Source organism: Streptomyces sp. NPDC091272 (assembly GCF_044757485.1).
In the GTDB taxonomy this organism is placed as follows: Bacteria; Actinomycetota; Actinomycetes; order Streptomycetales; family Streptomycetaceae; genus Streptomyces.
Map to the genome: position 1 here is coordinate 155,732 of NZ_JBIVVC010000016.1, position 24,892 is coordinate 180,623.

Consider the following 24,892-nt stretch of genomic DNA (forward strand, 5'->3'; position numbering starts at 1 on the left):
CCAGCCAGGTGGCCAGGGAGTCCGCCCCACCGGACGACCGCCACCGGCCGGGGTGAGCACCACCCGGTAGAGCGACCTGAGGCCCCGCCGCCAGCGGGGCCTCTGTCGCGTCCGGCCGCGTCTCAGCGGGTCACTCGGCGGGCCTGGGCCGGGTCGGGCCTGCGCCTTCGGCCCACCGCGAGGGTGGCGAGGGCGGCCACCGCGAAGGAGAGCAGGGAGGCGCTCATCCACGGCTGGACGGTGAGGCCCACGGCGCCTTGCAGCCAGGCCCAGAAGTCGGACCAGCCGGCGATGTTCGTCGGCGCGATCAGCTGGTAGGCGGCGAATCCGAGTACCCACGGCACGAGCATGACCGCGCGGGTGGGGGCCTGTTCGGAGACGTCCCAGGCGCGGTGGCCGCCGAGCACGAAGAAGTCCACCACGAGGACGGCGAACATCGGGATGAAGACCGCGCCGATCAGGTAGAGGAAGCTGGCATAGCTGTCCATGTTCACCAGGAGCGCCAGAGCGGTGGCCACAGTGCCGCTGACCAGGCACAGGACGCGGCGGTCCGTCCGGGGCAGCAGGTTCTGGGCGGAGACGGCGGTGGAGTAGACGTTGGCGAAGGACTGGTCGACCTCGCGCAGCACCAGGACGCCGAAGCAGATCACGCCGACGCTGGTGGCGGTGAACGGGTCGAAGACCTTGTACGGGTCGGTGCTGTCGAACGCGATCACTGCGAGGGCTGCCACGCCGAGGACCGAGCCCGCGATGCCCGCGAGGGTCTGCCCGACCACCAGGCCGCCGAACGCCTCCTTCTCGCTGCGGGAGTGCCGTGAGTAGTCGGCGACCAGCGGCAGCCACGAGATCGACACGGCGATCACGCTGTCGGCGGCGAACCAGAAGTCCTTCCAGGAGCCGCCCTCCATCGGGATGCCGCGGCCGGCCAGGTCCCAGCCCAGGTACAGGATGGCCAGGACGACGGCGACGGTGACGTAGCGGCGGATGATGCGCAGGGCGCCCAGCGGACGCAGGGTGAGCGCTGTCGTCACCGCGCCCGCGACGAGTACGTACAGCCAGCCGGGGCCCGGCTCGCCGAAGGCCTGGCGGGCCAGGATCTTCAGACCGGTGGAGATGACCACGAGTTCGAAGACCGCCCAGCCGACCATCTGCAGCACGTTGAGGACGGTGGGCAGATAGGACGCCTTCGCGCCGAACAGGCCGCGCAGCAGGACCATGGAGGGCGCGCCGGTGCGGGCCCCGGTGACGGCGGCGAGACCGAGCGCGAGCGTACCGATCAGGGTGCCGACGACGGACGCGGTGACGGCGGCGGCGAACGACAGGGTCGGACTGCCCGTGCCCAGCGGGTCGAGGACGACCAGCATGCCGCTGAAGCCGAGCAGGCTGACGCCCAGGTTGGCCCAGAAGGCGCCCTGGTCCAGGCCGGTCAGGACCTTGGGCGTGGGCTGGCCGAGGGTGAGCGGCGCCTCGTTCGCGGGGGCCAGGCCCGGAGCGGCGGGTTCGGTGCCGGTCGTCACTTCGCGGGCTCCGAAACCTGGGCAGGGGCGGCGCCGAAGGGCCAGGACTCCATCCGCCAGGCGGCGTCCCAGAACATCCACTCCCAGGTGGAAGCGGTGGTGAACGCCGTACGCATCCGGGCCCGGGTGGCCGGGTCGGCCTGGTCCGCGAGGCGGCCCACGATCTGTCGGGCGCGTTCGGTCGAGGCTTCGAACTCCTCGTCCGCGTAGGTGCCGATCCAGTCGCCGTAGGGGTGGGCGGCGAGGTCGCCGGCCTGGCCGAGGAGGGTCCGGCCCACCTCGGCGTAGATCCAGAAGCAGGGCAGGACCGCGGCGGCCAGCTCGGGATAGCCCTGGGTGTGGGCCACGGAGAGCAGGTAGGAGGTGTATCCGGTGCAGGTGGGCGAGGGCGCCCAGGCATCGACGTCGACGACGTTGGTCTCGTGCAGGCTGCTCTCGACGACGACGGCGTCGTGCGCGGACTTGGCGAAGAACGCGATGTCGCGGGGCCGGTCCGCCTTCGCGGCGGCGCTGGCCAGCGCACGGGCGTAGTCGCGCAGGTAGAGGGCGTCCTGGGCCAGGTAGTAGACGAACTTCTCCCGGTCCAGGGTGCCGTCACCGAGGCCGGTGACGAACGGCAGCTTGTCGATGGCCGCACGTATCCCGGCCGTGTCCGTCCACAGGCCGTCGCAGAAGGTCGTGGTCATGGGGCTCAGCTCCAGTACTGGTGGAAGTGGTGGACGGGGCCGTTGCCGCGCCCGACACGCAGGGTGTCGGCCGCGCGCAGGGCCCCGGTCAGGTACTCCTTCGCGGCGCGGACGGTGGTGTGCCAGTCGTCGCGCTGCGGGCGGAGGGCGGCGATCGCGGCGGAGAGGGTGCAGCCGGTGCCATGGGTGTTCCGTGTGTTCACGCGCGGCGCGGACAGCTCGACGACGCCCGCGCCGTGGGCGGGGTCGACGAGGACGTCGACGGACTCGGTGTCGTGCGTGTGGTGGCCGCCCTTGAGGAGGACGCGGCTTGCGCCCGTGCCCAGGAGAGCGCGGGCCTGCTCGACGGCCTCGGCGCGGTTCCGCGCGGCGGCGGTGCCGAGGAGGTCGCCGGCCTCGGGCAGGTTGGGGGTGACGAGGTCGGCGAGCGGCAGGAGACGCTCGCGCAGCACCGCCACCGCGGCGGGCTCCAGGAGGCGGTGGCCGCTCGTCGAGACCATGACGGGATCGAGGACGACGTACCGGGGCCGGTGCCGCTCCAGGGCGTCCGCGACGGCCGCGGCGATGGCGGCGTCGGCGAGCATTCCGATCTTGACCGCGTCCACCTGGACGTCGGCGAACAGAGTGTCGATCTGCTCGGTGACGAACGCCGGGGGGACGGCATGGATGCCGGTGACGCCCCGGGTGTTCTGGGCGGTCAGGGCCGTCACCACTGCTGTCCCGTACGCGCCGTTGGCGGAGAACGCCTTCAGGTCGGCCTGGATCCCGGCGCCGCCGGAGGGGTCGCTCGCGGCGATGGTGAGGGCGATGGGCGGGGTGGTCACGAGGGTTCCTCCTGTCGCAGGGCGTGGACGAGTGAACGTGCCGCGGCCTCGGGGTCCGGCCGGCCGCAGACCGCGCTGACGACGGCGATCCCGGCTGCGCCGCCTGCCATGACCGAGGCGGCCTCGGCCACGCCGATCCCCCCGATGGCCACACAGGGCAGCGGGCTGTCCCGGACGATCCGGGCCAGGCCGGCCGGCCCGAGCGGTGCGTCCGCGTCGGGCTTGGTGGACTGCGGGAACACCGGACCGACGCCGAGGTGGTCGACGGCGTCCGGCACGTGGGCCAGCTGCTCGGGCCGGCTGACGGACAGACCCACGTACGCGTGTGGACCGAGCAGGCGCCGAGCGGTCTCGGGGGAGACGTCCCGCTGCCCGAGGTGGACGCCGTCCGCGCCGAGCCAGGCCGCCACGTCCAGCCGGTCGTTGATGATCAGGGGGACGCCGGTGCCGTCGAGTTCGGCCTGGATCGCCCGCCCGAGCGAGAACAGCGCGCGGGCGTCCGCGTCCGGGTCGCGCAGCTGGACGGCGGTGACGCCGCCCCTGACGGCGGCTGCCACGGTGCCGGCGACGCCACGGCTGCCGCAGAGACGGGTGTCGGTGACGAGGTACAGGGAGAGGTCGAGAGGAGGTCGCGGGGATTGCAGGGGTCGCAAAGGTCGCATGGGCAGGTCCTTGGAGGCCTCCGGCCGGCTGAGGGCACGGGAAGCGCATCGGGATGTACGGGCAGGAAGTACGGGCAGGGGAGGGCCCTAGCGCGCAGGAGCGGTTTCGGCGGGTGGCCTCCGGGCCGGCCGCCAGCACGGGAACCCCGCGGTACGCGCGCGCTCAGCGCAGGTTGACAGCCTCGACGAGCCGGTCCTGGCCGAGCGCGTACAGAGCGTCGATCAGGGCGACGGCGAACGTGCCCGGCCCCGCGGAGCGGCTCGCGGCGTCCTCGGCGGCCACGGTGAGCAGCGCGGTCGCGGCAGTCGCGGCCAGCAACGCGTCGTCCGTGACGGCGGTGCAGGCGGCAACCAACGCGCCGAGTGCGCAGCCCGTCCCCGTCACCAGCGGCAGCAGCGGGTGCCCGTTGGCCAGGCGCACCACGCGTGTCCCGTCGGTGAGGACGTCCTGCGGGCCGCTCACCGCCACCGTGCAGCCGTACCGTCCGGCAAGTGCGGTGGCCGCGGCCAGCGCCGCCTTGGGGGCGTCCGCGCTGTCCACGCCGCGTCCTCCCGGGCCGCCGTCCAGCGCCAGGATCTCGGAGGGATTGCCGCGGACGACCGCGGGGGGCGCGATGTCCAGCAGTTCGTGGGCGAGCCCGGTGCGCCAGGGCAGCGGACCGACCGCCACCGGGTCGAGCACCCACGGCCGCCCGGCCCCGGCCGCTGCTGCGACCGCGACGCGCATCGCCTCCGCCGTCACGGACGTCACCGTCCCCAGGTTGACCAGGACGCTCCCGGCCACCCGCGCCATGGCGCCGGCCTCCTCCGCGCTGTGCACCATCGCGGGGGCGGCGCCCACCGCGAGCAGCACGTTCGCGGTGAACTGCGACACCACGACATTGGTCAGACAGTGCACGAGGGGCCCGGAGCCCCGCAGCGAAGCGACCACGCCCGCCACGTCCTCGCGGGAAACGGCAGAGCCGTACCGGCCGGGTATGGAGGCAGTATCCATCGTCAGCACCCTTCCTACGCCGGCATTACCCGGTCCAGGTTCATGCGGTCGGCGGAAAGGGGAGCCAACAGCTCCCGTCCGCCCTCTCAGCCCGGCTGCTCCCGAGCTCCCGCGGTGGTCGCTACGCAATGTACCCCCTTAGGGAACGGCAGTTCGCACTCGGGCCCCGGCGGTCCGTCCCGCGGGCGCAGGTGGCTCAGACGTCGGCCACGCACCGGAAGCCGATGTTGCCGCTGCTGCTCTCCTCGGTGTTCGAGGTGCGGGCGGCCACCCGGTAGCGGTTGCAGTACGAGGCGTGGCACAGGTACGAGCCGCCGCGCATGGCCCGTCCGGCCCGGCCGGAGCCGAAGGGGTCGGCGGTCCACTCCCACACGTTGCCGACCGTGTTGTACAGCCCGAAACCGTTCGGACCGTACGCGTCGACGGGGACCGTTCCCACCTGCCCGTCCTCCTTCTCCGTGACCAGCGGGAACTCGCCGCGCCAGATGTTGCACCGCCAGGCGCCCTCGTGGTCGAGGTCGTCACCCCACGGGTAGCGGGCACCCGGCAGGCCGCCGCGGGCCGCGTACTCCCACTCCGGTTCGGCCGGCAGCCGCTTGCCCGCCCACACGGCGTACGCGCGGGCGTCGTCCCAGGAGACGTGCACCACCGGATGGTTGTCCTCGTACACGGATCCGGGCCCGTACGGTTCGCGCCAGGACGCGCCGCGGACCCCTCGCCACCAGGGGGTCGCGGCCGGGGCGGGGGAGGCGTGCACGACGGCGGGATCGAGGAGACCGGCGAAGACGTACGACCAGCCGGTGCGCTCCGCGGTGGTCCGGTGTTCCGTGGTATCGGCGAATAGCCGGAACGCGGCGTTGGTGACCGCGGTCGTGTCCACCCGCAGTGCGGACAACTCCACTTTCCTGACCGGTCCTTCGGCGTCCTGCGGATTGGCGTACCGGTCCTCGTTGCCCATCAGGAAGGCGCCGCCCGGGAGTTCGGCCATGCCCGCGTACCGGTCCGGGTCCGGGAGCGGGGTCGGGTCCAACTCCGTTGTGTACGCGGCTGGTCGGCCGGCCACCGGCCGCGCGGGAGCGCAGCACGGTGCGGGTTGGTCCGGCATGAAGTCCTCTTGGTGGAAGGGTGGGTGGCAGGGCCGGTGGGCGGGGCGGTGGACGGGGCGGTGGTCAGCGTGAACGCCGTGCACCAGTGTGCGGGTACGTCCGAGCCGCCAGGTGCGCCGTCACAAGCTTTTTATGTTGTGTACATGGTTATCCCGGCCCGTACTGCGCATGATCGGCGCACCTGGCCGCCGAGCGGAGCCGTCCGCGCCCCAAGGAGTCCCCATGTCCAGTCGTCGACACTTCCTCGCCGGGTCCGCAGCGGCCCTGGGCCTCGCCGCCGTGCCCGCCGCGCCCGCATCGGCGCGGTCCGCCGACTCCCGTGCGGGCGGCGGCCGGGCGGCCGTCCGCGCACCCAATCTCGTAGTGATCCTGGCCGACGACCTCGGCTACGGTGACCTCGGTGCGTACGGCCAGAAACTCATCACCACTCCCCGGATCGACCAACTCGCCTCCGAGGGGCTTCGGTTCAGCGACGCGTACTCCCTGGCGGCGGTCTGCGCGCCGTCCCGCTGCTCCCTGCTCACCGGACTGCACACCGGGCACGCCGCCGTGCGGGCCAATCCGGACGGGCCGCAGGGGCCGCTGCGTGACGGGGACACGACGTTCGCCGAGGTGCTGCGCAGCCGCGGCTACCGCACCGCGGTCATCGGCAAGTGGGGCTTCGGCCCCGAGCAGGGCGATCAGGCCAGTCATCCCAACGCGCGCGGCTTCGAGGAGTTCTACGGCTACATCGACCACGGCCACGCCCACCAGTACTACCCGCAGTACCTGTGGCACAACGGTGTCAAGGAGCCGATCCCCGCGAACGAGGGCAACGCCAAGGGCGCGTACGCCCCCGACCTCATCGAGCGGCACGCGCTGGAGTGGATCGACGCCCGTGCCGACGAGCCGTTCCTGCTGTTCCTCACGCCCAACGTCCCCCACTCCCCGAGCGACATCCCGGACAGCGGCGCGTACGCCTCCCGCCCGTGGACCCAGCAGAACAAGGGGCACGCGGCGCAGATCAGTTACTTCGACGCGACCGTCGGCAAGGTCGTCGACAGGCTCAGGGCCCGGGGCATCGCCGACGACACCATTCTGTTCGTCACGAGCGACAACGGGCCGCACGAGGAGGGCGGTGTCGACCCGGACCTGTTCGATGCGGGCGGGCCGCTGCGCGGCTACAAGCGCAACCTGTACGAGGGCGGCATCCGGGTCCCGCTGATCGCGTGGTCGCCCGGCCGGATCGGCAAGGGCACCACCGACCGGCCGACCCCGCTCACCGACGTGCTGCCCACCCTCGCGGACCTCGCGGGCGCCCCGGCCCCCGCCGACATCGACGGGCTGTCCGCCGCCCCGCTGCTCGCCGGCACCGCTGACGCCGCCCGGCACAACCACCTCTACTGGTACCGGGACGAGCGCGGCGTCACGAGCCGGGCCGACAAGCAGGACAAGGGCCGGGCCACCTGGCTCGCGGAGGCCGTACGCAAGGACAGGTGGAAGGCCGTGCGGTTCGCCCCGGTCCGCGACCACAACCTGCCCGACGGACAGTGGCAGGTGGAGCTCTACGACCTGTCGAGCGACCTCGGCGAACAGCGCGACGTCGCGGCGCAGAACCCCTCCGTCGTCACCGGCCTCGTGGCGCTGATGCGCTCCTCGTGGGCCGACTCCTATCCCCGCAAGCCGCACGGCCTGCGCGTCACCGTGCCGGAACAGGCCTCCCCGGCACAGGCGTTCACCGTCTCGGCGACCTTGGGCAACGCCTCGGCCAAACCGTGGACCGACGCCCTGCTCACGGTGCGGGCGCCCGCGGGCTGGGCGGTCAGGGCGATCACGGCGACCGGTACGGCCCGGCTGGCGCAGGGCGCGAAGCTGACCGCCTCCTGGCAGGTCACCGCACCGGCCGGGACCGCGCCCGGCACCACCTGGCCGGTGTCCTTCGAGGCCACGGCCGGTTCCGCCGGCGGGCCGCTGAGGTACACCGGGGCCGGACGGACCAGCACCCTACCCGCGGCGCCGACCGTCGACTCCTGGCTCAGCGACCTGGACCGGGTGTCCGCCGCGAACGGCTGGGGGCCCGTCGAGCGCGACCGTTCCAACGGCCGCAAGGAGCCGGGGGACGGCACTGCGATCGCGTTCGGCGGCACCACGTACGCCAAGGGCCTCGGCGTGCACGCGCCGTCCGAGGTGGTGTACCACCTGGGCGGCAACGCGAGCCGGTTCACCGCACTCGTCGGCATCGACGACTTCTCCACCCGGCAGGCCGCGACCGGGGCGACGAAGGCCTCGGTACGCGGCGACGGCAAGGTCCTGTTCAGTACGGGCAAACTGACGGGGGCGGGCGGTCCGGTGGCCGTGGACGTCGACGTACGGGGGGTGCGGCTGCTGCACCTGGTGGTGGAGGATGCGAACGGGAACTCGGCGTACGACCACACATCGTGGGCCGACGCACGGGTCACCGTCCGCTGAACCTGGCCGGTTACGGCCCCGCCACCCCCACCGCGACCGGGCCCGGCTCCGGCCCCACCACACCCCCGTGGCCGTCGGTCCGCTCAGCCGACGGTCACGGGGTGGCGGACCACCGCGTCGAACAGATAGCCCTGTGTGTTGTGGACCGTCACCGCAGGCTGCGTGTACCCGGCGGCGTCGGTCGCCCGCGCCAGCAACGTCGTGGGACCGGCCGTCCGCGGCAGCCACTCGGCGGCCCACCGCACCCAGTCGCCCCTGCGCGGCACGTCCAGCAGCCGGGCCCGGCGCCACCGCTCACCACCGTCGGTGCTGACCTCGACCAGGCGCACCGGCGCGCCGCCGGACCAGGAGCGGCCGGTCAGCCGGTACGGGCGCCGCAGCGCGAAGCGCGCACCGGCGGGGAGTTCGAAGACGCTCTTGAGCGCCTGCCGGGTGAGGGGTGCGCTGCCCCCGGCCGGGTAGGCCTCGCCGAACAGCCGGTACAGCCCGGTGTTCCAGGGGGAGGCCAGCGGTGTGTCGCTCACCTCGATGTCACCGACCCACTTCACCGATGCCACCCCCACCCAGGACGGCACGACGACGCGGACCGGGAAGCCGTGGTCGGGCGGCAGGGGCAGGCCGTTCATCTCGTACGCGAGGATGACGTCGTCCAGCGCCTTGGCGACGGGCAGCGGACGGCGCACCCGGCCCTGGTTCACCCCGTCGGTGACGACCTCGCCGTCGAGGCCGCGTGGCATCACGTCCACCGCGTCGGGGCTGATGCCCGCCCGCCGCAGCACGTCGGCGAGGCGGGCCCCGCGCCAGCGGGCAGCGCCGACCGCGCCGAGCGTCCAGGCGGTGCCGGTGACGGCCTGGCCCTGCTGGGAGGTGAAGAAACTGCGGCCGTTGCCCGCGCACTCGATGAACGCGGTACGGGTGACTGCGGGCAGGGCGCGCAGGTCGGCGTAGGAGAAGTCGACGGGCCCGCCGCGCAGCCCGCTGCCCCAGACGGTGAGCTTCCAGGTCGTGGCGTCGATACGGGGCGTACTGGTGTGGTTGCGGACGAAGAACCGGTCGACGGGGGTGAGGTGCCCGGTGCCGCGCAGGGCCTCGCTCCTGGTCTCCGCGTTGGTCCCGCGAAGGGTGAACAACTCGGCGGGCAGCGGCTTGACGACACCGGGCAGCGTGGGCACCGGGGCTGCCGGGCGGGTCCGCGCAGCCACGGTTCCGGTGCCGAGGAGTGCGGTGAGCGGGACGCCGGCTCCGGCTGCCGCGGCGAGCCCGAGCACTCTGCGCCGGTCCGGGCCGGCGCCCCCGGCTCCCGCTTCGGCGGGGTGGCGGCCGGGGGCGGCGGGGCCGGCCGGAAGACTTGCGGGCATGGAGTCTCCTTGAAGGTGCCGGGACGAGGGGGCGGCCCGGGTCCGCGCCCGAGCCTGGGACGGAAGGTAGGGCAGAGGCGCCCGCGGGGGTAGAACTCCGTTCGGATCCCCACGAGTTGGCAATGTCCGGCAATGCTCCGGAAACGAGGGTGGCTGCCGGGCGGGCCCCGCCGACCCCCGGTGCGGGAGGAAGCCCGCGGCCACACTCCTGTACCTACTCCTGTACCAACTCCTGTACCAAGCAACCAGCCCTGTTGCCGTACGTGTCGTCCCAGCTGCGGTGCGTATGAATCCTGGTCGGTCGCCGCGGCTTGGGGTGGGTCGGGTGAGGGCACTGATGCCCCCTGACAACTCGCCCTTCTCCGCGCGCAGTTGATGCGTGCGGCGCATGGGTGAACAGATACCTCCGGATGGAGCGAACACCGTGATACCGCACCACTCCCGAAGACCCGGTTCGAGCCGGCCCGGCGGGCCGCGCCGACAGAGCTCCCGTTCCCGGCGCGCCGCCGTACTGCTGACAGCCCTGGCTCTGGCACTGGGCGGCCTCGGGCTGGGCACGCCGAACCCGGCCGAGGCCGACACCACCTTCGCCGCCAAGGTCGACTTCGCCCCCGCGAGCACCGTGCCCCCCACGGGCTACCTCCTCGACCACGGCCAGGCCTACGCCGCCCGCACCGGCCCCCACCAGGGCACCGGTCTCAGCTACGGCTGGGTGGGTCTCACCTCCAGCACGCCGCTGAACCTCGTCGGCAACGGGCGCGACCGGGGCGCCGCCGAGCCCGACCGGCTGCTGGCCACCTTCCTGCACATGCAGCTCCCGGCCGCCTCCCAGGGCGTCAGCACCCCTGGACGCTGGGAGCTCGCGGTGCCCAACGGGACGTACGCCGTGACCGTCGTGGTCGGCGAGCGTTCGAACCTGGACAGTACGCACGCGCTACAGGTGGAGAACCAGAACGCCGTCGACGGCTTCGTCCCGACGAGCGCCGCCCCGTACCGCACCCGGACCCTGTACCCGACCGTCACCGACGGACGGCTGACGGTCAGTCCCGCCGGCGGGACCAACACCAAGCTCAGCCACCTCACCGTCGCTCCCCTGACAGACGCCGCGGTCCACCCCGAGATACGCACTGTGACGCCCGCCAACACCGCCACCGCCGTGCCGCCCACGGGAAGCGTCGTCGCGGACCTCCGGCTGGTGGGCGGCGGGGTCGACGCGGCCACCCTCACCGCCGCCACGGTCACGCTGCAGGAATCGGCGACCGGAGTCGCGGTCCCCGCCCATGTGGTCACCAGCGGCGGGGGTGACGTGATCAACCTGTCGCCGACCGGCGCCCTCAGACCGAACACCCGCTACCGGTTCACGGTCACCGCGGGTGCGAAGGACCTGTCCGGCCGTACCTTCACCCCGTGGTCCTCGGTGTTCACCACCGGCGCCGGTACCGGTACCGGCGGCCCGGTCGCCTTCGACAAGGTCGCAAGCGGCGCCTCGGGCAAGAGCTTCACCTCCGTGGTCAAGGGCCCGGACGGCAAGTTGTACGCGGCCACGCTGGACGGATACATCCTGCGCTGGACCATCGGCGCCGACGGCACGCTGAGCAGCCCGCAGACCATCTCCACCGTGCGCGACGACGCGACCGCCAGGGGCCTGCCCGGCGCGCCGAACCGTACGGTCATCGGTCTCGCCTTCGAACCCGGCACCCCGGCGGCCGGACCCGTCCTGTGGATCACCTCCAACACCATGTACGCGGGCGGCACCCCGAACGAGCCGGACTTCTCGAGCAGCATCGCGAAGCTGTCCGGGCCCGCCCTCGGGACGTACACCGAGGTGATCAGCCGGCTGCCGAGGTCGGTGAAGGACCACGAGTCCAACTCGCTGGCGTTCGGACCGGACGGCGCGCTCTACCTCAGCCAGGGTGCGAACAACGCGATGGGGGCCGCCGACGCGACCTGGGGGAACCGTCCCGAACGGCTGCTCAGTGCGGCGGTGCTACGCCTGGACCGGGCGAAGCTGCCCGCGTCGGGCCCGGTGGACGTCCGTACCGAGAGCCCGGGGAGCTACGACCCGTTCGCGGTGAACGCACCCCTGACCCTGTACGGCACCGGCGTGCGCAACGCCTTTGACCTGGTGTGGCACAGCAACGGCCACCTCTACGCCCCGACCAACGGCTCCGCCGCGGGCGGCAGCACCCCGGCCACTCCGTCCACCCTGCCGCCCGCCTGCGCCCGCCGGGTCGACGCCGGCACCAACGGGGCGTACACGGCACCTGCCGTACCGGGCCTCACCTCGGTCCGCAGCGCCGAGACGGACTACGTCTTCGACGTGCGCAAGAACCGCTACTACGGTCACCCCAACCCGGCCCGCTGCGAGTGGGTGCTGGCCGGGGGCAACCCGACGGCGGGCGTCGACCCGTTCGAGACGGGCGACTACCCGGTGGGCACCTTGCCGGACCGCAACCTCGACCTGGCCGGAATGTACGACGCGGGACTGCACGCCTCGGCGAACGGCGCGGTGGAGTACCGGAGCAACGCCTTCGGCGGCGCGCTGAAGGGCAAGCTGCTGGTGGTCCGTTACAGCAGCGGCCAGGACATCGAGGTCTTCGGCGTCGATCCCCAGGGAAAGCTGTCCGCCCCGACGACGGGCACCCCGGGGTTCACCGGCTTCCAGCAGCCGCTGGACGTCACCGAGGACACCGCGACCGGCAACTTGTACGTCTCCGAACTCGGCGCGTCGAAGATCACGCTGCTGCGACCGAGGGTGGTGCGGGGCTCCGGCGGGTGAGCCGGGGGGCGGCCCGAGGGGGCCATCCCCTCGGGCCGCCCCCGGCCACCTTCTCGGTAACGGCGACGACCAACGCGACGTCCACCACCCCACCCCTCCGTCCCCCTGCGAAAATCCGACCGATATTCCCGGACGGACAAAGGTGCCCAAGCGGCACCCCGCCCCGCCTGTGGGGAGTTCGGTGTACCGCGCTTGCCCGGCCGGAAGCCACGCGGGTGCTTGGCTGTGGGCATGACCCGATTTCGTACGCCCTTGCTGGTGGGCCGGTTCGCGACCGCCCTGGCACTGCTCGTCGCCCCGCTGTCGCTCACCGCACCGGCCGTGGCCCAGACCGAACCACCGCCCCCGGGCCTCCAGGTGCTGAGCCTCTGCGACCCGGCGAGGACGACCGCGGGACGCGCCTGCGTCCTGGCCCCGAAACAGTGCCTCACCGCGCAGTGTCCGCAGCGGGAGCAGGCGCCCGCCCTGGCCGGCCAAGAACGCCGACCCCCGAGCCCTGCCGCCCCGCCGGTCCCGTGAACCACGGGCACGTGAGGCAACGGCCCCCAGCCACCAGACGGGCACACCTACGTCCCGGACACTCACAGCACCTCGGGCACACCCCAGGGTTCGCAGAGGTCGTTGAGCCACCGGTCGGGCAGCTCCCCGTTCCAGCGTGCCGCCAGTGCGTGCCGGGTGCGGACGGAGGACAGACGCTCCAGCGCGATCAACGACACCGGGTGCGCGAAGAGCTCGCACCGCCCGTGCTGGGCGATGGCGGCCTGGGGCCCGTACTGCGCGTACAGCCGCAGGAGTTGATCCTGGTGCCGGCTCACGAACTCCTCCAGCTGGGCCGGATAGGTCTCCCGTTCCGCCGCAGCGATCACTGACCACAGGACGGGCAGGACCTCCTCGGTCATGCCGTCGTCGAAGCGCACATGTACGGCGAAGGCGGCGTACGAGCGGACAGCGACCGCCAGCGTCGCGTCCGCGTCGCCTTCCCGTACGTCCTCCGCCGCCCGGTCCACCGCACCGCCGGTGTACGCATCCGTGCTCATCTCATCGCCTTCTTCGTCCGTGCCGCCGAGGTCCACCGCGTGCCGAGCAGGCCGGTCCGGCCCACCCCGTCGTTCCTCGCCGGTTGTGCCGGCACGCTTACGGATGTTGTCCAGGACCAGGGTGGAGGCAAACAGCGGTCACCTCCGGTCCGCTGTGGCAGGAAGGTACAACGGATGGGACGCCGTGGCCCTCGGTTCGGCTGGGGGTGGGAACTTCCTTGCGATCCCGAGGAGTTCACCGTGCATGATGAGCACGGTGTGGCAGGTCGTCGGCGGATTCGGTGCACTGGCCGTGGTGGGGTTCCTTGCGGACCGCGTGCTCCTGTGGGCGGAACGGCGGGGCTGGATCTACTGGCGCAGACGCAAGGGCCTGACCTCCGTCGGCACGGAATTCCTGCAGGAGGTCACCCCCGGGGCGCAGGCTCAGAGACAGGCCTTGGCGCAGGAGCGGGTCCGTAAGAACGTCAGGCCGGCGGAAGAACCTCCCTTCCAGGTGGACCTGGACGCGAAGGTGGTACGCATTCGCTCCGTGCGCCGGGGGGACACGGCGGACGCGCGAGGACAGGGAGACGGACAGGGCTGACCACGACTCCTGGGGAGGGAGTGGTCCGCTCAGGTGCGGGGCGGCAGGCGGTGCAGGCGGACGTCGGTGAGGTGGGCGCCGGACACCTCGGCGGTCATGTACGTGCAGTGCGGTTGGCGGCGTCTGTCGGTCGGAGAGCCGGGGTTGAGCAGGCGCAGTCCGCCCCGCGCAGTGGTGTCCCAGGGAATGTGGCTGTGGCCGAACACCAGGACATCGAGGTCCGTGAAACGCTGGGCGCACCGCTGCTCGCGGCCCTGTGCGGGGCCCGTCTCGTGCACGACACCGAAACGAAGCCCACCGCACTCCACCCGCGCCACCTCGTCGAGCTGGGCCCGCAGCTCGGGCCCGTCGTTGTTCCCGTAAACGGCCACGAGGCGTCGTGCGCGCTCCCGGAACACGTCCAAGGTCGCCACGTCCACCCAGTCGCCGGCGTGGAAGACGACGTCAGCCGCAGCGATCTCGGTGAGCAGGACGGGTGGCAGCTGCTTGGCCCGCTTGGGCAGGTGCGTGTCCGACGTCAGCAGCAGGCGCACGACATCCACCCCGTTCGGTTGCTACTACGGTTGACGACGCGCCCGCCGGCGGGCGCGCAGTGCGTCATCGTACCCATGCGACTGCTCGCCGGAGGGCACGACTCCGGTGTCGAAGCGAAGGTCCAGAACCGCGTTTCAACTCCGCCTCGGAGCAGCATTCTCAACGTCCGTACTGCCTGCGGCAGGCAGCCACGGTGGCCGGATCTGTGCCGATGCCGCCTGCCCAGTTGCAGACCATGCTGCCGTCGTAGGTGGCGCGCGGCCGGTGGCGGGGCGCCTGCCGGGCATCCGGCCGCCGCTGCGTCTTCGCGGCGGGCGGGCGCCCGGACACGGCCGACCGGACGCGCCGAGGCAAGGGCGGGAGCACGGTGCGCTGCGGCTCAGCACGGCGGCGACGCGGCGGCAGCGGGCGGTTGTCTCCCTGCCCCGCCGCCACTTCTCCGCGCTCACCGCCCTTCGCGTCGTCGGGAGCGACCGGCGAGGCTCGGTGCGGGCCGGTGGGCTCCAGCGTGGAGTACGCGCGGGGCTCGGCCACGACCGGCCAGGCCGGAACCATGTGCACCTGCTGCGGTTCCCGGGCCGGCGGGGCGGACCCCGTAGGGGAGGGGGAGGAGGGTACGAAGACGCAGCCGGCGCTGAGGGCGCAGCACAGCAGGAGCAGCGCGGGAGTCAGCCGCGCCTGACGAAGAGGAAGGAGCATGCGCCCACGGTGCCGCACCTGGCGAGGCCCTGGTGACGCCCCGGTGACGGGCGCGGCGGGATACGGCGCGAGCTGGGCGGTCACGGGGGTGTGGGACGCAGGCCAGGCGCCCCGTCGTTGCGACGCGTCGCGATTCGCGAAGACCGGCTCTCCGGTCGGCGCACCGACGCACCGACACCACCCCGCCCCGGACCGGGCAGGCCGCCCGGCTTCCAGAACCACCACCCGACGGGCCTCGCACCAGCCAGAATGAGCGGCATGGCCAACGAGGACAACGACCGCTTCACGCTGCCGCGGGGGGCGACAGGTTTCTACCGGCCGAAGCACGGCCCACTCCCCGAGACTGACCTGTCGGCGTTCCGAGCTGCTCTGTATGCCGCTGCCCGGGTCGCTGGAGGTGAAGTAGGTGAGGTGGAGCAACGGGTGTACCCCCGGACCTTCCACACCGCGACGGTCGTCGAACGCGAAGGCCAGAACATTGTCCTCTGTCACGCTCACCACCCCTGGGTCGCCTTCACCAAGGCACCGCGGGACTGGTACGGAGAGGACTTCCTCGCGCCGCCGACATGGGCTCATGTCTTCGCCAACGTGGGCTTCACGGTCCTGAGCAGCGAACGACTCGCCACACCGCTCTCCGAAGTGGACACCTCAGTGCTCACGCAGGGCGAGGGGCGCGAAATACGCTTCTACGGCATCACCACATTGGGCGGAGTCCTCTTCAACGCGTGGGACTGACACACCGGCAGGAAGAGCCGTTCAGCGCCGACCGTTGAACGACAAGCTTGTTACGCGCCCGCCGACTTCAATCAGTCCGCCCGGCCGCGGTGCCGTCTCGATCCGTGAGCCGCGCCCCTGTGCGATGTGCAAGGGACGGCCGAGACGGGAGGTGAGCAGCAGTGCTGCCGCGCCCGTTGCCTCGTCCTCGTCGATCCCGTCGCCCCGACCGGGGAAGGCGCGGGCCCTCACCTGGCCGGCCGCCTCGTCCTGCCATGCCCATGCGTAGATCCACTCCCCGGGCTCGGGCACAGGCAGCGCGTTCACTTCCGCCACGGAGCCGTACTGGCGCAGGGTACGTGCCGGTGCCCATTCGGCCCGCGCCGTGATCCGGGTGAACTCCCCGTCGGTTCGGGCGCCCACCACCCCTGCCGGCGTGACCAGCGCAGGCACGTTGAGCAGCCAAGCAGCGCCCACGCACGGGTGCCCGGCAAAGGGCAGCCGTGATGTCGGCGTGTAGATGTCGATGACACCGCGCTCGGGGTCGTCGACGAACACGGTCTCGCTGAATCCCACCTTTCTGGCGAAGGCCAGACGCTCGGCCTCCGAAGGGACGGCGGCCCCTTCGAGGACGACTCCGAGTTCGTTGCCGTACTGGCCGGCGGGCCCGCAGAAGACGCGCAAGACGTCGCACTCAGTCACCCGTGCAGTCAATCACCCTGGTCTGGGAGGGGTGCGAGTGCCTCGATGCATTCGTTCAGGTTGGGGGACCCGGCAGCCCTGGCTCCGCCAGCTCGTCGAGTACTGGCTGCACGGCTACGACTGGCGCCGTACCGAGGCCGAGCTGAACGCGCTTGCCCGGACCCGCGCCCCGCGCACCGGTGCCGACCACCCGTCCGCCCCCCGGACCCGCACCCCATCCGTACCGCCCCCCGCCCTTGTTCACCAGGTATACATCTGAGGCCGGAGCAACCGGTTGTCCGGCGGCCGCTGTGCCGACACGAAGGAGGACCACGCTCACGCAGAACTGACCCCCTGCAGAGGAGACTTGCGTGACTCGCTCCACCATCGCCCGGTCACTCGTACTGGCCGTGGCCACCGCGCTCGCGGCAGCGGGCATCGCCGTGCCGGCCCAGGCCCACCGTGTTTCCGGCGGCTCGCTGCCCGTGCTCACTCCGCGTGCGGAGACTCCGGTCCTGCATGATGACGACGAGGGCGGCAACGCCGACGCCGACGACCCCGCCATCTGGCGCAACACCAATTCCCCGGGCCGCAGTCTCGTCATCGCGACTGCCAAGGAGGGCGGTCTGCGCGTCTACGACCTGGACGCGCGGCAGGTCCAGTCGGTGGCCGCGCCGCCGGCCGCCGGGCCGGAGGACGCCCCGGGCCGGTTCAACAACGTGGACCTCGTCCAGGGAATGCGCCTGTCGACCGGACGGGCCGACCTGGCGGTCACCAGTGACCGCGGCCACGACCGGCTGCGCTTCTACCGGATCGACCGTGACCGACCGGGCGGCGGCGGCCCGCTCATCGATGTCACCGCTGCCGCCGCTCCCGCCGTGTTCTCCCGTGACCAGGCCGAGGTCAACGAGCAGCGGACCGCGTACGGTCTGGCCACCTGGACCGACCCCGCGAGCGGGCGCTCGTACGCCCTGGTGAGCCGGCGCGAGCGCACGAGCATCGCTCTGCTCGAACTGCTCCCCGCCGCGGGCGGCAAGGTCACGTACCGCAAGGTTCGGACCCTGGACCTGCCCGCTACGTTCCGCCTGCCGAACGGCAGAGCGTGGGCCCCCTGCGCCGCACCCGGCGAACTGCCCCAGGTCGAGGGCATGACCGTCGACCCGGCCGACGGGACCCTGTACGCCGGACAGGAGGACATCGGCATCTGGCGTTTGCGCGCCGACCTCACCGGTACCCCCGAACTGGTCGACAAGGTCCGTGAGTTCGGGGTCGACGGCATCTACGACGAGCAGACCGACGAGTGTTCTCCGGGCGCGGACCCCGGCTTCGGCGGCACCCGGCTCTCCGCGGACGTCGAGGGCCTGACGCTGGTCGCCGAGTCGGGTGGTGACGGGTACCTCCTCGCTTCGAGTCAGGGTGACAACACCTTCGCCGCCTACGACCGCGAGCGCACCGACGGCAACGAGTACGAAGGCGGGTTCCGGGTCGGACCGGCGAACAGCACGCTGGACGGCTCCGAGGAGTGCGACGGCGCTGCCGCGCTGAACGCACCTCTCGGCTCCCGGTACCCGCACGGCCTGCTCGTCGTCCAGGACGGCCACGACAACCCCGGCGACGGCGACCGTCCCGCGACCAATTTAAAGTTCGTGGACCTCGGGAGGGTCCTGAACGCCCTGGACGACTGAAACGCCTGGACGACTGACCCGTCCCCCCCCGCCGGCGCTCCGACCGGGGCCGTTGACTCGGCACGCACCGACGAGTCGTGAGGACGAGTCGTCAGGACGAGTCTCCAGGACAAGCCGTCAGCTCGCGTAGACAGCCAGCCCCGACAGCTGGCCGGCCGGCCAGCCGGAGTTGCCGGAGAACACGACCCGGACGAAGCGGGTCTGCGCGGTCGCCGGGAGGGTGACCGTACGGGTGTTGCCGGAGGCCGGGTCGAAGACGCGGGCGGCTGGGGCCACCAGTTCGGAGAACGCCGTGCCCTGCGTCGAGCCGAGGACGGACAGCGTCTGGGTGCGGGTGCTCCACGCGGGGTCCGGCGGGAGGGACAGCACCAGCCGGCGCACCGGCCGCACCGACCCCAGGTCTATCTGGATCCACTGCGGGAAGGAGTGGTTGGCGCTCTCCCAGTAGCTGCCGGCGTTGCCGTCGACCGCGTTGCCGGGCCCGTACTGCTGCGTCTGGCTGCTCGCGCTCGCCGGCCGGCCGAGTGCGAGGTCACCGGTGGGCGGGGGCGTGGGGCCCCCGACGGTGGGCTGGGTGGGGCGGACCGGTGTGGGGGCGAGCTGCCCCTTGAGCATCCGACCGCCGTCGCCGGTCAGCCGCAGGTAGTAGTCGGCGGAACAGGCCGTGCCGTCCTCGTCGAGCGCACGGATGCCCGAACCGACGGGTGTCTGCGCGGAGGTCTCCGCGGTCTTGGCGATCTGGTTGCCCTCGTTGTACTCGTCGAACATGGAGATGTAGATGCCCTGCACCCCCACCCGCACCATGTTGTAGAACTGCCGCCACATGAAGTCACCGTGCGCGCGGTGGCCCGACTGGAGGTCGCCCGGCAGGACGCACGGCTGGTAGTCGATGCCGTGGGCCGTGCAGTGTGCCTGGTCGGGGGTGTTGACGTTGGCGTAGAAGTGGTCGGCGCCCGCGATGTCGCCGATCCGGCCGACCATCCACGGCGAGAGCATGTCGAAGGCGTGGTAGACGTCGAGATACCCGGCCCTGGAGTCCTCGTTGCCGCTCCGCCAGTGGGTGGGCACACCGCCCATGACGTAACAGCCCTGCTCCTTGAACCAGTTGACGACATCCAGGCACACCGGCGCCGACCACGTCTTGTTGGGCTCGTTGAAGCCGAAGCCCCAGATCCCGACCACCGGTCTGCCGTTCTGCCGGGCGTAGGCGGGGGAGGCGGTGTGCGCCTTCATCTTGGCGAGCCAGTCCGCCTTCATCTCCGGCTGCATGTTCGTCCAGCCGGTGGCGTCGTACATCACGTAGAACTTCCGGTCGTGCTTCTCCGCCGCCGCGCGGACCTTGGCGGCCATCGCGTCCCGGGTGGCGCCCTCACCGCCGTTGGGGTTGAAGCGCTGGAGCGCCGCGGTGTCGATGCCGTACTGCCGCATCCACGCGAAGTGCGTGTCGACGGTCTGCTGGTCGTACGAGGAGAACAGCGTGGCGGGCAGACCGCTGCCGAGCGCCGGGTACGCGCTGCGGTAGGTGCTGGTGTAGTCGCTGACGTCGGGCCAGCTCACGATGGCGGTGTTGGTGGGGGACGGCGGCTGGCTCCAGTTGTTGGACCAGTGCCACCAGCCGTTTATCGGGGCGCCGTCGCCGGAGCAGGCGAACCAGCCCTGGTAGCCCACCGTGATCGCGCCGACCACGTCGCCCGGCGGGGAGGCGGTGGGGGCGAGGGGGGCGGCGGTGGCGGTGCGGGCGCTCAGGCCCACCGCCGCACCGGCTCCGATGAGGGCAGAGGTCAGGGCGGTCCGTCGGGATACGGGCACGGTGGTTCCTCGCAATCGGCTCAGCACGTGGGGGTGCGGGAGGAAGGAGGTACGGGGAAGCCGGCCCCGCGTCCCGGCGGAAGCGGCTGCCCGCGGCACAACCTATGGGCACTGGATTGCAAGAACAAGCTCAAGTCACGCAAAATAAAGACGAGTTACCGTCCGGTGTCGTACGGTCGGTCATGGGCGGTCCCCTCGGGGCCCCGCCGACGCTCACCCGTAGAGCGTGCGGCCTCCCGGGCTGTCGGCCGTGAACCGCTGCCCCGCGGCGATCTCGTCGCCCACCACCGACCAGGGGCTCTCGTCGTCCCGGAAGGGGAGTGGATCGATTCTGGCCGTCTCCCGCCGGACGAGCTCGACCTCACCCTCCAGGCGCTCGAACTCCGACTCCTCGTCCCCGTCGAAGGTGAATTCGTCGAGCAGGCGCTGGAACCGGACGGTGACCTGGATGAGGGAGGAGACGTCCGTGTGGAGTTCCCGCACCAGGCCCTCGTCGGCGTCGAAGGCGTACACCTTGCCGGTACCGGGGTCGAGGGCGACATGGGTGTTGAGCAGCCAGCCGACCACGGGCCACTCGCCCGTGCCCGGCAGAACTTCTTCGAGTTCGAGGGCAACGGTGTCGACGACGTCCCGTACCCGGGTCGGCCGACCGGTCTCCCCGTCCGGCCCGCGCAGGTGCAGCGTCCCGGTGGGGGCCCCGACGGTCTGCAGCAGCCGGGCGCCCTCGGAGTCCACGGCGGCGGGCGGGAAGGCGCCGGGGGGCAGGGTCGCGAGCCGGTGCTCGCCGAAGATGCCGGCGAGCCGGCCGCAGGTGACGTCGAAAAGCACTACGTGAACTCCGAGCTGGTCTCAGTGGCGGGACAGCTCGTCGACACGGTCCCGCCGTCGCACCTGGGGGCGGACCCGCTTGATCCTAAGCGCCACCACGCGGGGTGCAGTCCGGCACGTGGGGTGCAGTCCGGCAGGCGAGGTGCAGTCCGGCACGCGCGGCGCAGCCCGCCACGCGAGGTGCAGAACCGTTTTGCCGCTCGGGCGTTAACAGGGTGGCGTCCTGTCCAGCCAGCGCCGGATGCCGCTCCTCCCCTGGCTAGCTGATGCACCGGGCCGGATCGAACACGGCCCCGTGCGGAGGTGGGGATACGTGATGTCCGGCCTCATGGCCCGCTCCCTGGTGAGGCCGGACACCACCACTGCGCACCACCCCTCTCGCACACTCCATGCCGCAACAAGAGTTTTCGCGAGAGCCGTTACCGCCTATCCATCCGTGCGTTGAACGACCGTGACGGTCGCGACCCCGCGGCCGGCCCTCGTGTTCGAAGGAGAACTGATGTCGCGTTTCGCCAAGACTGCCGCTGTCGTGGCCGGTGCCGGCGCCCTGATGGCCGGTGGCGCTGGCATGGCCACCGCCGACGCCGGTGCCGAGGGTGTCGCCGCCAACTCCCCGGGCGTGGTGTCCGGCAACCTGGTGCAGGTGCCGGTGAACATCCCGGTCAACCTGTGCGGCAACACCGTGAACGTCATCGGGCTGCTCAACCCGGCGTTCGGCAACACCTGCGTCAACGACGGCGATGACGAGCACCACGGTGGCTACGGCAACTGATCTCCACCACGTACCCGCAGCCTCCTCGACCTCGTCAGGAGGCTGCGGGCACGTTCCGGCCGCGTCCACCACGCCGCGCGCGTGGACGGGTCTCACGCGTACCGGTACAGCCCGCTGTGGTCGAGCAGTTGGGCCGGGCGCATGTTCCACGGCGGCATCGTCTCGTTGAGGCTGTAGATCCGGCCCTTCTGCGGGTCGTTCGCGTCGAGCGGCCCGGCCGGCTGGTAACCGCTGCGCGGGTGTGCCTTCTGCCAGCGCAGCCAGAGCAGGTCGACGAACGCGTGATGGAGCCAGAAGACCGGGTCGTTGGGCGAGGCTCCGCCCAGCATCACGCCACCCACCCAGCGGTGCACCCGGTTGTGGTTGTTCCCCTTGTCGGCGTTGCCGGTGGCCCACCCCTCCAGCTTGTTACGGAATCCCCCGGTGGCCGTGCTGTCCCAGGGGGCCGAGTCGTACACGGCGTCCCGGGTCGCCCAGGCCACGTCCTCCTTGGTCGGGAGGGTCACCCTCCCCTTGGGCCCGCCGAAGTTCCGGGTGAGGAAGCGGTCCTCGGTGACCGACGCGGCGATCTGCCAGTGGCCGTTGGCATGGGCGAAGGGCCCGGTCATCACCTGCTGGTCCCGCTTCCTGCCGTTGCCGCCCAGGAAGTCGTCCGCCCACAGCGAGGCCGCGGGGGTGTTGTCCGTGGTCCAGTCCCAGTACGGCAGCGAGACGGACGGATCGACCGTCCGCAGGGCCTGTTCGAACTCCAGGAGGAACTGGCGGTGCCACGGGAAGAAGGACGGGGTGCTGTGTGCGGCCCGCGGTCCCGTCTCGCCGTCGGCGGTGTAGTACTGGACGTGCACGGACACGAATTCGTCGTAGCGTCCTGATCGCTTGAGCTCCAGGAACGCGGCCACCAGACGCTGCTTCTCCGTCCGAGTCAGGTTCCGCTGGTTCTTGCGGGTGTACATCGCGACCGGTTCTCCTGGCTCAGGTGGTGTGCGTGGGGGTCTCGGACAGTCGGGCGAACCCCAGGACGTCGACGGCGGCGCGGGCGGCGGCCAGCAGCGTCGGGAACGACTCGTAGTGGTTCACGACGCTCAGGTAGCCGCCGTTCGCCGACCTCATGACGTGCAGGGGACGGCCGTCGATGTACACCTCGGGCCGGCACCGCTCGGCCGCCCGTGCGTCGAAGGGCCCGTGTCCCTCGCCCGACCTGCTCGCCGCCTCGTTCGGAAGCACGCAGTCGATGCGGCGGCCCCGGTACATCTCGGTGAAGTGCTCCGTCGTCGGCGGGGGTGACGCGCGTACGGCCGTCGTGCTCCCCGTGAGTGCTGCCGTGGCCGGCGGGCCCGCCGCGGGGGTGCGTCGTGCCGGACCGGCGGACGCCTTGCCGAGGATCGGGGCGAGGGCCCCCGCGGTTGTGGCGACGACGCCGGCACCGAACAGCGCCCGCAGGACGGCCCGGCGGCCCGGGAACCCCGGCGGAACGATTCGGCCGCTGCGACGTCTGTTACGGAACCTGGTGTACGCGTTCATTCCGGGTGGCCTCCACATCTGTCCATGTAGTTGACAACGAGGTCGCCACGAAACGGTTCTCGGCACAAGCCGGGTGAGGGACCGTTCGGACCGTATCTGCACGCGAATCGAAAATGCGTGCCAGTCTCCCACGACCGTTCCTGGCGGCTTCGCGGACTCCGACCATGCGTAATTCCACCCGCCTGGCTCGATAGTGTGCTGCACGCTTCACCGACGGCCTATTGAAAAGCCCCAAAAAAATCACTGGTAGGTATTTCCGATTACTGTCCAAGAATATGGATGCCCAGGGAACCAGGAGAGGCTCATGCGCACACGGCGGAGTCTGACAGCCATCTCGATCGGGACGATTTCCGCGAGCCTCTTCGCCGTCGCCTGCAGCGCACCTGCGCAGCGGACGGAAGAGGGCAAGAACCCCGGAGCGGGCCCCGCCGTGGTCCGCCCGACGGCGGAGCCCGTCGCCGCGCCCCCCGCCCCCCGCCCTTCGACGCCGGTCCGCCCCGCGTCCGGCGCGGACCGGCCGGCGACCGCCGTGGGTGCCTATCTGCACTACGGACCGGCCGGTGTGCGGCGGATGAAGAAGCTGTCGCGCTGGCTGGACGGCACCAACGTCACCGTCGGACACACCTACCTGCCGGGCGACCTATGGTCCAACATCGAGGGGCGGCCCGGGTTCCTGCGCCCCTGGGCGAAGTGGAAGCGCGGTTCCGCCGAGCGGATGTTCGTCCTCAACGTGCCGATGATGGAGGGCAACGAGGATCACGTCTCCGACCGCAGGGTGCGCTCCCTGCTGCGAGCCGGTGCCCGGGGCGACTTCGACAAGCACTACCGGAAGCTCGCCGAGCACCTGGTGAACCTGGGTGTCCCGGACACGGTCATCGTGCTCGGCTGGGAGATGAACGGCACGACCTACACCCACCGTTGCGGGCCCGACCCTCAGTCCTGGAAGACGTACTGGAGGAGCATCGTCGCGGAGATGCGGTCCGTTCCGGGGCAGAAGTTCCGCTTCGACTTCGCGCCGAACCGCGGGCTGGACGCCGTCGCCTGGACCAAGTGCTACCCCGGTGACGACGTCGTCGACATCATCGGCATGGACTCCTACGACCAGCCGCCCGGCGTGTCCTTCGACGATCAGGTGCGCACCCCTTACGGGCTCCAGCACCAGGTGGACTTCGCCGCCGCCCACGGCAAGGCGATCTCGTACCCCGAGTGGGGCCTCTTCCGTAACGGGGACAACCCCGAGTACACGCGGCGCATGCTCGACTGGTTCGCCCAGCACAAGCCGCTGTACCAGACCATCACGGACTACTGCCCGCACGGCGTCTGGCAGTGTGCCGAGAACCCGGAGTCGTCCGCGGTCTTCCGCAAGAAGCTGTCCGCGAAGCCCACAACGGTTCCGCCGAAGCCGACCACCCCGACCCAGCCCAAGCCGACCACCCCGACCCCGACCAAGCCGAACCCCGACAACTGGTGCCTGCCCTGGGACCTGGGCGACTGGCTGGGGCGCTGGCTGCCGGAGCTGCGATCCTGCGCCAAGCCGTACCGGACCCCGAGCTGGAACCGCTAGGTCGTTTCTGATGGCTCTTGGACGGTGTCGCGGAGCCAGATGGCGATCGCTGCGACGGTGAGGGTGCCGTTGAAGATGTAGTCGCGCTTGT

The 24,892-nt window shown here is 71.6% G+C and carries 24 protein-coding genes and 1 riboswitch; of the genes, 9 read left to right on the plus strand and 15 right to left on the minus strand.

Annotated features, from left to right (window positions below):
• Positions 1–122: 122 nt before the first annotated feature.
• The 6 genes from ACIQM4_RS32235 to ACIQM4_RS32260 all read right to left on the minus strand — a co-directional run bounded on the left by ACIQM4_RS32235 (position 123) and on the right by ACIQM4_RS32260 (position 5,788).
• Positions 123–1,517, minus strand: a complete 1,395-nt coding sequence (locus tag ACIQM4_RS32235) for a purine-cytosine permease family protein (RefSeq protein WP_401598765.1) — start codon at positions 1,515–1,517, stop codon at positions 123–125.
• A complete protein-coding gene (tenA, locus tag ACIQM4_RS32240) occupies positions 1,514–2,203 on the minus strand; it encodes a thiaminase II (protein ID WP_401598767.1) in 690 nt (229 codons plus the stop codon). The genes ACIQM4_RS32235 and tenA overlap by 4 nt, the downstream gene beginning before the upstream one ends.
• A gap of 5 nt (positions 2,204–2,208) precedes the next feature.
• A complete protein-coding gene (gene thiD, locus ACIQM4_RS32245) occupies positions 2,209–3,027 on the minus strand; it encodes a bifunctional hydroxymethylpyrimidine kinase/phosphomethylpyrimidine kinase (protein ID WP_401598769.1) in 819 nt (272 codons plus the stop codon).
• Positions 3,024–3,689 carry a thiamine phosphate synthase gene (gene thiE / locus ACIQM4_RS32250; protein WP_401598771.1) on the minus strand — a complete coding sequence of 222 codons (666 nt, stop codon included), beginning with the start codon at positions 3,687–3,689 and terminating at the stop codon, positions 3,024–3,026. Before thiE ends, thiD begins: the two co-directional genes overlap by 4 nt.
• Before the next feature lie 163 nt (positions 3,690–3,852).
• Entirely contained in the window at positions 3,853–4,683 is an 831-nt protein-coding gene (gene thiM, locus ACIQM4_RS32255) for a hydroxyethylthiazole kinase (RefSeq protein ID WP_401598773.1), read from the minus strand.
• Positions 4,677–4,806: riboswitch (TPP riboswitch) on the minus strand. (Overlaps the previous gene by 7 nt.)
• Positions 4,807–4,879: 73 nt before the next feature.
• Positions 4,880–5,788: a formylglycine-generating enzyme family protein gene (locus ACIQM4_RS32260; protein ID WP_401598775.1), complete on the minus strand. Its 909-nt coding sequence runs from the start codon at positions 5,786–5,788 to the stop codon at positions 4,880–4,882.
• A gap of 223 nt (positions 5,789–6,011) precedes the next feature.
• Between ACIQM4_RS32260 and ACIQM4_RS32265 the strand changes: the two genes are divergently transcribed.
• Positions 6,012–8,237 carry a sulfatase-like hydrolase/transferase gene (locus ACIQM4_RS32265; protein ID WP_401598777.1) on the plus strand — a complete coding sequence of 742 codons (2,226 nt, stop codon included), beginning with the start codon at positions 6,012–6,014 and terminating at the stop codon, positions 8,235–8,237.
• Positions 8,238–8,320: 83 nt separating this feature from the next.
• Here the strand turns inward: ACIQM4_RS32265 and ACIQM4_RS32270 are convergent, their stop codons facing one another.
• On the minus strand, positions 8,321–9,595 hold the full coding sequence (locus tag ACIQM4_RS32270) for a sulfite oxidase (protein ID WP_401598779.1): 1,275 nt from the start codon (positions 9,593–9,595) through the stop codon (positions 8,321–8,323).
• Between the two features lie 424 nt (positions 9,596–10,019).
• Between ACIQM4_RS32270 and ACIQM4_RS32275 the strand changes: the two genes are divergently transcribed.
• Both ACIQM4_RS32275 and ACIQM4_RS32280 read left to right on the plus strand, forming a co-directional pair.
• Positions 10,020–12,374, plus strand: coding sequence for an Ig-like domain-containing protein (locus ACIQM4_RS32275; protein ID WP_401598780.1), 2,355 nt, complete (start codon positions 10,020–10,022; stop codon positions 12,372–12,374).
• 231 nt (positions 12,375–12,605) lie between these two features.
• On the plus strand, positions 12,606–12,893 hold the full coding sequence (locus ACIQM4_RS32280; protein ID WP_401598782.1) for a hypothetical protein: 288 nt from the start codon (positions 12,606–12,608) through the stop codon (positions 12,891–12,893).
• 62 nt (positions 12,894–12,955) lie between these two features.
• Here ACIQM4_RS32280 and ACIQM4_RS32285 read toward each other — a convergent pair whose 3' ends face one another.
• Positions 12,956–13,411: a hypothetical protein gene (locus ACIQM4_RS32285; protein WP_401598784.1), complete on the minus strand. Its 456-nt coding sequence runs from the start codon at positions 13,409–13,411 to the stop codon at positions 12,956–12,958.
• Positions 13,412–13,655: 244 nt separating this feature from the next.
• Here ACIQM4_RS32285 and ACIQM4_RS32290 point away from each other — a divergent pair, with 244 nt between their 5' ends.
• Positions 13,656–13,994, plus strand: a complete 339-nt coding sequence (locus tag ACIQM4_RS32290; RefSeq protein WP_401598785.1) for a hypothetical protein — start codon at positions 13,656–13,658, stop codon at positions 13,992–13,994.
• A gap of 29 nt (positions 13,995–14,023) precedes the next feature.
• On the opposite strand, the gene ACIQM4_RS32295 is transcribed toward ACIQM4_RS32290, so the two are convergent.
• Positions 14,024–14,527, minus strand: coding sequence for a metallophosphoesterase family protein (locus ACIQM4_RS32295; protein WP_401598815.1), 504 nt, complete (start codon positions 14,525–14,527; stop codon positions 14,024–14,026).
• Between the two features lie 160 nt (positions 14,528–14,687).
• Entirely contained in the window at positions 14,688–15,227 is a 540-nt protein-coding gene (locus ACIQM4_RS32300; RefSeq protein WP_401598787.1) for a hypothetical protein, read from the minus strand.
• A gap of 258 nt (positions 15,228–15,485) precedes the next feature.
• Between ACIQM4_RS32300 and ACIQM4_RS32305 the strand changes: the two genes are divergently transcribed.
• On the plus strand, positions 15,486–15,962 hold the full coding sequence (locus ACIQM4_RS32305; RefSeq protein WP_401598789.1) for a hypothetical protein: 477 nt from the start codon (positions 15,486–15,488) through the stop codon (positions 15,960–15,962).
• A 21-nt stretch (positions 15,963–15,983) separates the two neighbouring features.
• Here the strand turns inward: ACIQM4_RS32305 and ACIQM4_RS32310 are convergent, their stop codons facing one another.
• Positions 15,984–16,643 (minus strand): PhzF family phenazine biosynthesis protein, encoded by a 660-nt coding sequence (locus ACIQM4_RS32310; RefSeq protein WP_401598791.1) that lies wholly within the window; start codon positions 16,641–16,643, stop codon positions 15,984–15,986.
• A gap of 37 nt (positions 16,644–16,680) precedes the next feature.
• Between ACIQM4_RS32310 and ACIQM4_RS32315 the strand changes: the two genes are divergently transcribed.
• A complete protein-coding gene (locus tag ACIQM4_RS32315) occupies positions 16,681–16,902 on the plus strand; it encodes an epoxide hydrolase N-terminal domain-containing protein (RefSeq protein ID WP_401598792.1) in 222 nt (73 codons plus the stop codon).
• Positions 16,903–16,993: 91 nt separating this feature from the next.
• On the plus strand, positions 16,994–18,307 hold the full coding sequence (locus ACIQM4_RS32320; protein ID WP_401598793.1) for a phytase: 1,314 nt from the start codon (positions 16,994–16,996) through the stop codon (positions 18,305–18,307).
• A 117-nt stretch (positions 18,308–18,424) separates the two neighbouring features.
• Here ACIQM4_RS32320 and ACIQM4_RS32325 read toward each other — a convergent pair whose 3' ends face one another.
• Together ACIQM4_RS32325 and ACIQM4_RS32330 are read right to left on the minus strand one after the other, a co-directional pair.
• Positions 18,425–20,116, minus strand: a complete 1,692-nt coding sequence (locus ACIQM4_RS32325) for a discoidin domain-containing protein (RefSeq protein ID WP_401598795.1) — start codon at positions 20,114–20,116, stop codon at positions 18,425–18,427.
• 213 nt (positions 20,117–20,329) lie between these two features.
• The gene (locus ACIQM4_RS32330) at positions 20,330–20,944 is read right to left on the minus strand and encodes an SUKH-4 family immunity protein (protein ID WP_401598797.1); all 615 of its coding nucleotides are present in this window, start codon (positions 20,942–20,944) and stop codon (positions 20,330–20,332) included.
• A gap of 499 nt (positions 20,945–21,443) precedes the next feature.
• Here ACIQM4_RS32330 and ACIQM4_RS32335 point away from each other — a divergent pair, with 499 nt between their 5' ends.
• Positions 21,444–21,716 carry a chaplin gene (locus ACIQM4_RS32335; protein WP_401598799.1) on the plus strand — a complete coding sequence of 91 codons (273 nt, stop codon included), beginning with the start codon at positions 21,444–21,446 and terminating at the stop codon, positions 21,714–21,716.
• Positions 21,717–21,808: 92 nt separating this feature from the next.
• Here ACIQM4_RS32335 and ACIQM4_RS32340 read toward each other — a convergent pair whose 3' ends face one another.
• Together ACIQM4_RS32340 and ACIQM4_RS32345 are read right to left on the minus strand one after the other, a co-directional pair.
• Complete coding sequence (locus ACIQM4_RS32340) at positions 21,809–22,669, minus strand: tyrosinase family protein (RefSeq protein WP_401598801.1); 861 nt, start codon at positions 22,667–22,669, stop codon at positions 21,809–21,811.
• Positions 22,670–22,688: 19 nt separating this feature from the next.
• Entirely contained in the window at positions 22,689–23,237 is a 549-nt protein-coding gene (locus ACIQM4_RS32345; RefSeq protein ID WP_401598803.1) for a tyrosinase family oxidase copper chaperone, read from the minus strand.
• A gap of 304 nt (positions 23,238–23,541) precedes the next feature.
• On the opposite strand from ACIQM4_RS32345, the gene ACIQM4_RS32350 reads away from it, so the two are divergent.
• On the plus strand, positions 23,542–24,801 hold the full coding sequence (locus ACIQM4_RS32350) for a glycoside hydrolase family 26 protein (RefSeq protein ID WP_401598805.1): 1,260 nt from the start codon (positions 23,542–23,544) through the stop codon (positions 24,799–24,801).
• Positions 24,802–24,892 lie beyond the last annotated feature (91 nt).